Source organism: Tenacibaculum sp. SG-28 (genome assembly GCF_002954385.1).
In the GTDB taxonomy this organism is placed as follows: domain Bacteria; phylum Bacteroidota; class Bacteroidia; order Flavobacteriales; family Flavobacteriaceae; genus Polaribacter.
On sequence record NZ_MQVY01000007.1, the window covers coordinates 13,312 to 19,843 of the forward strand.

The following is a 6,532-nucleotide window of genomic DNA, read 5'->3' on the forward strand; positions in this document are numbered from 1 at the left end:
AAAAAAAAACTAACTAAATATTATGTATAACAAATTTAATGATTTCTCAATTTCGCTTTTTATATGGCAAACCTTAATTATTTTATCAATCGGTCTTTGGATTTATTGTTTGATTGATATTTTTAAAAATAAGTTTGCGCAAAATGACAAAATAATTTGGACTCTAGTAGTCATCTTGATTCCATTTATTGGCTCGTTATTATACTTATATATTGGTAAAAATAAGAAATTGAAGTTGAACTAGTAGAAGCACTAAAAGCCAACACTGTGTAAAATTAATTGCTTTCATATAGTATATCTGTGAAATATTCGCTGCGATTTTCTATTCGGTTTGTAATTCCTAAATTAGGTTCCTTAACCAAGCAACTAACATTACACAGAGACGTTGTAACCAATTTGAGAAAATGATTATTAAAAAGAAAAAATATGTTTTTATTTTGATTGTCTTTCTTGCTGTAATTACAATCGGATTCACTTCAATTAATAATCCGATTACTTTAAAATGGGCATTAGGTTCTGCGAGGTTTATCGGTAAACCAATTGAAGTGGACTCATATGTAAATGGGAAACTAAACGAAAAAATAAAAGTATTTCATATCGACAAGTATTGGAATAATGAACTTGCTGACTATTATATTTTACACTCACCTAAATATTCAACCATTTATTGGATAACATCAGTAGATGATTCCGATCGTATCTTAAAAAGATATATCAACCTCAAACGAATTGATAATAAAGAGTGGACTACCTAATAAATTTGGTACTATTTTTCATGCTGCATTTTGGTTGTTTTTAATTCTTATTTATAACTCTTTTTCAGCAGGCGTTTTATAATCTATTGCTGAATGTATTCTACAGTTATTATACCAATTTATATATTAATTAATGATGTTGAATAGTTGTCTGAAGAAAGGGGTACCTTTCTTCAGGAAGTGTTTCGATAGAAAATGAAATTAAGGAAATAAAAATTAAACCTTGAATAAAGTAATCAAAAATCCTTCCTTTTCTTGTTGTATTATCTTCTATTATGGCTCGTAGCTGGTTTTTCATAAATTGTGACTATTTAATATGTCATCAAATATATCATTCTAAACGGAAAACTATTTTTTTGCAAGAGCTTTTTAAGACCTTTAATAGGATCTAACCATTCGTTCTAAGTTGATTATCTTTCATAACAATTTATCTACTCATTTTTTTGAGTAGGTTTTAAAGTATAGTAACCGATCAGTAATTATATATTACTTTCTCAATAAACTAAAATGTCCTTTATTGGTTCTAATATTTCCATTACTATCTATTAGCTGAACCGAAAACCAATAATCGTTTGAAGGTGCTGGTTTCCCATTATAATCACCATTCCATATTGGGTTTTCAGCAGGTAATTCTGCTATTACCTTTCCAAATCTATCATAGATATATACTTTGCTTGAAGGATAGAAACTTGTACTAAAACCTTTAATTTCCCAAAAATCATTATGACCATCATTATTTGGGGTGATAAAATTTGGATAAGTAATTACCAAAATTTCTTGCTCTTCAATTCCACAACCATTTTTGTCTCTTATTTGAACAGTATAAACGCCTCCTACTAAATTTGTAAAAATAGGACTGTCTTGAAAACTGTAAACAATGTCTAAATCTATATCTAAAAGCGCAAATTCATAATTCCCTATTCCTAAATTACTTGTATTTATCTCAACAGTATTATTGCTAGAATCATCTGTAATTTGAATATTCTCCACTAATAAAGTAGCCACTTCTGATTCTATTACAATAATTTCATCTCTTTCAGAATCACAATTAAACTGAGAAGTTCCTATAACCGAATAAACCCCACCTTGATTAATTGTAATGGCTTCTCCTTCTCCTATTTGTATGCCATTTTGATTGTACCAAGTATAGGTATATGTTGAATTTGGATTTTCTACTGAAATATTTTTTGACGGTGTAGCTGTCATACAAATAATTGTATCTGGCTCAATCTTAACAATAGGTTTTTCTCGTACAATAAATTCGACGTTGGTTTCTTCAAAACAAACTGCATAAAGTGGATTTTCAATTCGAACAGTTATGGTCTGTGATGCTGTGGTAAATGGGTTTGGTAATGGACTTGGTAATACTGTTCCGTTTTCATCAAAATATTTTACAACCATTCCTGTTTGAGTTCCTAAAATGGTACTCTCCACTGCTGAAGTATCAAAAGCAATAATTCCATCAGTATCATCATCGCACTGTTCTAAAGGTGCTATTGGGTTAGCAATGGGTACATTATTTACTACAAAATCAATAGTAGTTTCGACATAACATTGTACGTCTGGATCTTGACTTGTGTTATTGGTAACTCTTGCGGTAATAGCTTGACTTTCTGTTGAAAAAGGATTTGGTAAAGGACTTGGTAAAGCTACTCCGTTTTCATCTGTATAGGTAACAGTTACATTGGTTTGTGAACCAACAAGTGTACTATGAATAGTGGATGTATCGAAAGTAAATAAACCGTCTCTATCGTTATCACATTCTGGATTAATAGTTACTGAATTTGCAACAGGTTGCGATACTACATTTAAGGTAATATGATGTCCCAACCCTAAACAATCATTATCAATTGCACTATCAACTCTAATATAAATATCTTGAATATTTGGACTCGCTGTGTTTTGATAACTAGAAATAGCTGCATCTGGTATTGGATTTTCTTCTGTCAATGCTTCTGCTTCTGATTGATAATATTTTATAATCAGTTGTTGACCAACTGGAAAAAAACTTTCAATTTCCGTAGTTACTTGACTAAAATCAAAAGTTGCTATTCCATCTGAAGTATTTGTTCCATCATCGCACTTATAAAACTCTCTAATGTAGGTTAATGGAATATGTGTAGTTGAGACAAGCAAATTGATTTGACTCGTTCTAAAACATTCGTTTGCGTTTTCAATACGTGCCCAAACTGTATCTGTACTTGCGGTTTCATTTTCATAAACTGTGAAATTTGTTATGGGTGAAGTACCGCTTTCTGCTAATGTTTGGGTTTCATAATACGTAATTGTATAGCTTGATGAGTTTGTAATTATTTCTTCGTTTACTTCTGTTAAATTGAAAAAACTAAAACCATCAATATCATCATCGCATTGTCTTAAAGCAACTACTGGAGTTACAGTTGGTAATTCAAACACTTCTAGCACAAATGAAGTGTCTTCTACACAGGTTGTATTATTTATATTGGTTACTCTAACATAAATAGTTTGTGGGTTGCTTGTATTTTCAAAAGTTGTAACATCTGAAGTTGGAATTTGCATGGTATATGCAGCATCTGTAAAGTAACTCACTTCAAAATTCGTGTTGGATTGACCATTTAAAATGGTAGTATCTCTATCCGTTAAATCGAATTCTATTCGTCCATCTGTATCTGTACCAACTGAAGTATTATCGCAATCTGATAAATTAGGAATATCAGCAGGTAATGCTGGTCTTGGTGATTCAAAAACTTGAATGCTAAATGTTATTGTAGCTTCACAAGAGGTATTACTTCTATTTTTTACACTCGCAATAATAGTTTGAGATTGGTAAGCTGTCGTGTTTTGATAGCTTGTAAAGTCTGGTATTGGATTGTCATTGTGATAATCTGTCATACTCGCATAATAAGCTACACTAAAATCACTTGCGTTTTGACCATTTAAAATGGCTGAATTTTGTGTGGTTAGATTAAAATTATGAAAACCATTATTACTGGCATCACAAACCAACATATTGGTAGGTTGGGTGGCTGTAGGTTGCTCATGTATAACCACTTCTGTGGTTATGGTACTTGTTTCTGTACCTAAAGTTGTAGTTGTAGTAACGGTATAAGTTCCTGGAGCAGTAAATACATGGGTTGGATTTGTTAACGTACTTGTGGTATTTGCACCTGAAGTTGGATCACCAAAATCCCAAATTACTGAATCTACTGTGTTATTTAAAGTAAACTCAGTGGTATCGCCAAAACAAGTGTTAGTATAGGTTACATTGTTTATATTAAAATAGGATTGAATAAAAGGAGGCAGTCCATAACGTGATTCATTACCTTCTAAATATACTGCAGAGTAACTATAATTACAACTTATACCAATATCATTAGGGTTATTTATTACATCTAAGGATAAACTAGAATATCTAGCAACATAAATTTTCCCATCTGAAGCCAATTGTAAAGATCCAAAATTTCCATTATTCGAAATATTATTTAAGTCAGCAATTTGTATTTTTGAATTTACAACATCAAATGTAGAACCGGCTTCTAAATTAAATTGAAAAACTCCAACATATTGTTGACTGGCATACAATATTTTGCTATTAGAAGAAAAACCTACTCCATAAAACCAAGGGTAAGTTAGATTTGAATCTAAAAGAGTTCTTGCATTTGAAACTATGCCAGAATCAACATCAAAATCAAATAATTCAAGACCGAAATCACTAGAGCACATCGCAACCTTTGTACCGTCAGGAGAAAATTTAAGCACTCCTTGACTATCGAAACTCAATTCTTCTCCCACATTGCTAATAACTGGTGTTAAATTGACTCCAGATGAATTAATTTTATAAGACAAAAAAGTGTTTGAGATGCTTGAATGTATTAAAACCCAAAATTCATTATTACTTGGATGTTTAATTGCTGTTAATTTTTCACTTGTAGGTGTATGTAGTTGAATGTTTTTATTAGAATTTACACCACCTAAACCATTATCTAAAGTCATGTCTACTTCTGAGTAATTTACCCCATTTTCCCCTCCTGTATCATCAACCGTAAAGACATAATAAATAGAGTTATCATTTGGTTTTTTTATTATAATTGCAGACTGAGTACTAGATTCATCTCCTAATAACCCTGTGCCATTTGATAATATTGTATGATTACGATTCCAAACAGTATTACCATCTGTATAGAAGAGCAAATTACCATTTTGATCTGAAATAGTTGCACAGCCTTCTTCTGTAGCTAGTTGACTATCTGTTAGAACTATTGGGGTTCCTGAATTAAAATTTAAACCTGCATTAATGCCAAAATACCAGTTATCTGCTTCGTTTTGAGAAAGAAGTGAAGAAGAAAATAAAAATAATAGTAGGGTAAATAGATTTTTTATCATAATAATTTTATACAAATAAAGAGAGAAATAGCTATTTAAATCTTTACATTAAAATATAATACTCCTCAATCTAAATGAGCTAATTTATTAAATACAAACCGAAGAGAAAAACCGAAAGAGTCTGACTAAGGATGAATTTCACATCCAATTAATAGACGACCCTAAAAATGGTAATGCATTTATTATTTTAATGGAAAGGGAGAGATTGGAACCATTAATGCCTGACTTATTTGAGAATATTGAAACAGAAATTAATGGAATAGCAGATATTAGATTTGACACAGAAACGTTCAATATTAGTGACGCAAGAATTTTTATTGATATTCTACAACCAAAAGAATCTATTGAAACAACTATTTTGGAGGAAATAACACAAAGTATAGGTTTAATGAATAATTTGGAGAAATATTCTAATAGTGTTTTTTATGAAAATAAAGTAGATAGCATTATTACAGTTGAATATTCCAAAATGGATAAAGAAATTATAAAAATACTGTATAATCCAAAAATGAAACCAGGACTTGACTATAACAAAGCTGAAAAAGTAATAAAGCAAATTTTGAAAAAATAAAAACGGCATACAACAAATAACTGAGGTAAAAACCAAGTAAAAAAGCTTTAATTTATAACTAAAATACTTTTATATTCTCCATGGTATGGGATACCGTTTTTAACGATAGAAAATGCTTGTTTTAATAGTTTATTGCATACTGCTATTAAAGCAAGTTTTTTAATTTACCTTTAGAAACAATTTAATTATTAAATAGCACCCTACCTAAAAACCACCACCTTTACTTCAAAATCGTAATACGGGTATTGTCCTTTGGCGTTTGGAGCCATGTTTCTAATCGGTAAATAGCGCTTTAATAAACTTGCCTGTAACGCTTTAATATCCTTTTTAGTGGCGGGTTTGTTTTCCTCGGGAGTAAATAAAGAACCTGCGATAGAAGCAATTCCAGAACCAATGGTGGCATTGGCAATTCCTGCAAAGGATATTTTATCTTTTGGATTCGTTGAAGTTTCTGCCTGCTTTTTTTCTTTTTCCTTTCGAATTATCCCAGCTAGAGTATTTTCTTTGGGTTTAGTTTTCGATTTTCGCCACGCTAGTGACCTACACGAATTAGAACAGTACTTTTGTACTCCTCTTCTATTTGGGGTAAAGTACTCCCCACAATGCTTACAAGTTTGACTCTTTTTCATAATGTATCCGTAAACGAACGTTTATTTACGCTTAATTTTTAGTGAAACACGCTTTTTTTCTGTTTTTTACTACAAAATACCTCTTAGCATTATAGCTAGTTCTACTCTAGTCAAAAGACATTTTTCAGTAAATACTGTATGGCCTCGTCTCGGGTTATATTGTTTGTTTTTGCTTTGAGTTTTGGAAGCTTTTTAGTCTGCTGCTCTTTTTCTAG

7 protein-coding genes and 1 pseudogene are annotated in these 6,532 nt (G+C 31.0%); 3 read left to right on the plus strand and 5 right to left on the minus strand.

Annotated elements, in window-relative coordinates; translation table 11 throughout:
* Nucleotides 1-22 precede the first annotated feature (22 nt).
* Together BSU00_RS12350 and BSU00_RS12355 are read left to right on the plus strand one after the other, a co-directional pair.
* Nucleotides 23-244, plus strand: a complete 222-nt coding sequence (locus BSU00_RS12350; RefSeq protein WP_105004655.1) for a PLDc N-terminal domain-containing protein — start codon at nucleotides 23-25, stop codon at nucleotides 242-244.
* A 160-nt stretch (nucleotides 245-404) separates the two neighbouring features.
* Nucleotides 405-755, plus strand: coding sequence for a hypothetical protein (locus tag BSU00_RS12355; RefSeq protein ID WP_105004656.1), 351 nt, complete (start codon nucleotides 405-407; stop codon nucleotides 753-755).
* A 51-nt stretch (nucleotides 756-806) separates the two neighbouring features.
* Here BSU00_RS12355 and BSU00_RS14140 read toward each other — a convergent pair whose 3' ends face one another.
* From BSU00_RS14140 to BSU00_RS13785, 3 genes are all read right to left on the minus strand, one after another.
* On the minus strand, nucleotides 807-878 hold the full coding sequence (locus tag BSU00_RS14140; protein WP_369820340.1) for a hypothetical protein: 72 nt from the start codon (nucleotides 876-878) through the stop codon (nucleotides 807-809).
* Nucleotides 879-885: 7 nt separating this feature from the next.
* Nucleotides 886-1,053: a hypothetical protein gene (locus BSU00_RS13540; RefSeq protein WP_233188737.1), complete on the minus strand. Its 168-nt coding sequence runs from the start codon at nucleotides 1,051-1,053 to the stop codon at nucleotides 886-888.
* Nucleotides 1,054-1,241: 188 nt separating this feature from the next.
* Nucleotides 1,242-5,117 carry a T9SS type B sorting domain-containing protein gene (locus BSU00_RS13785; protein WP_105004657.1) on the minus strand — a complete coding sequence of 1,292 codons (3,876 nt, stop codon included), beginning with the start codon at nucleotides 5,115-5,117 and terminating at the stop codon, nucleotides 1,242-1,244.
* A gap of 142 nt (nucleotides 5,118-5,259) precedes the next feature.
* On the opposite strand from BSU00_RS13785, the gene BSU00_RS12370 reads away from it, so the two are divergent.
* Nucleotides 5,260-5,688, plus strand: a complete 429-nt coding sequence (locus tag BSU00_RS12370) for a DUF2927 domain-containing protein (protein WP_255402355.1) — start codon at nucleotides 5,260-5,262, stop codon at nucleotides 5,686-5,688.
* Nucleotides 5,689-5,735: 47 nt separating this feature from the next.
* Here the strand turns inward: BSU00_RS12370 and BSU00_RS13555 are convergent.
* Nucleotides 5,736-5,849: pseudogene (locus BSU00_RS13555) on the minus strand (IS110 family transposase); the annotation flags it as partial.
* A 39-nt stretch (nucleotides 5,850-5,888) separates the two neighbouring features.
* Nucleotides 5,889-6,317 (minus strand): hypothetical protein, encoded by a 429-nt coding sequence (locus BSU00_RS12380; RefSeq protein WP_105004659.1) that lies wholly within the window; start codon nucleotides 6,315-6,317, stop codon nucleotides 5,889-5,891.
* Between the last annotated feature and the right edge of the window lie 215 nt (nucleotides 6,318-6,532).

Coding starts and splice junctions, on each gene's coding strand:
- BSU00_RS13785 (WP_105004657.1), bottom strand. CDS start 5,117: ATGATAAAAAATCTATTTACCCTACTATTATTTTTATTTTCTTCTTCA.
- BSU00_RS12380 (WP_105004659.1), bottom strand. CDS start 6,317: ATGAAAAAGAGTCAAACTTGTAAGCATTGTGGGGAGTACTTTACCCCA.
- BSU00_RS12350 (WP_105004655.1), top strand. CDS start 23: ATGTATAACAAATTTAATGATTTCTCAATTTCGCTTTTTATATGGCAA.
- BSU00_RS13540 (WP_233188737.1), bottom strand. CDS start 1,053: ATGAAAAACCAGCTACGAGCCATAATAGAAGATAATACAACAAGAAAA.
- BSU00_RS12355 (WP_105004656.1), top strand. CDS start 405: ATGATTATTAAAAAGAAAAAATATGTTTTTATTTTGATTGTCTTTCTT.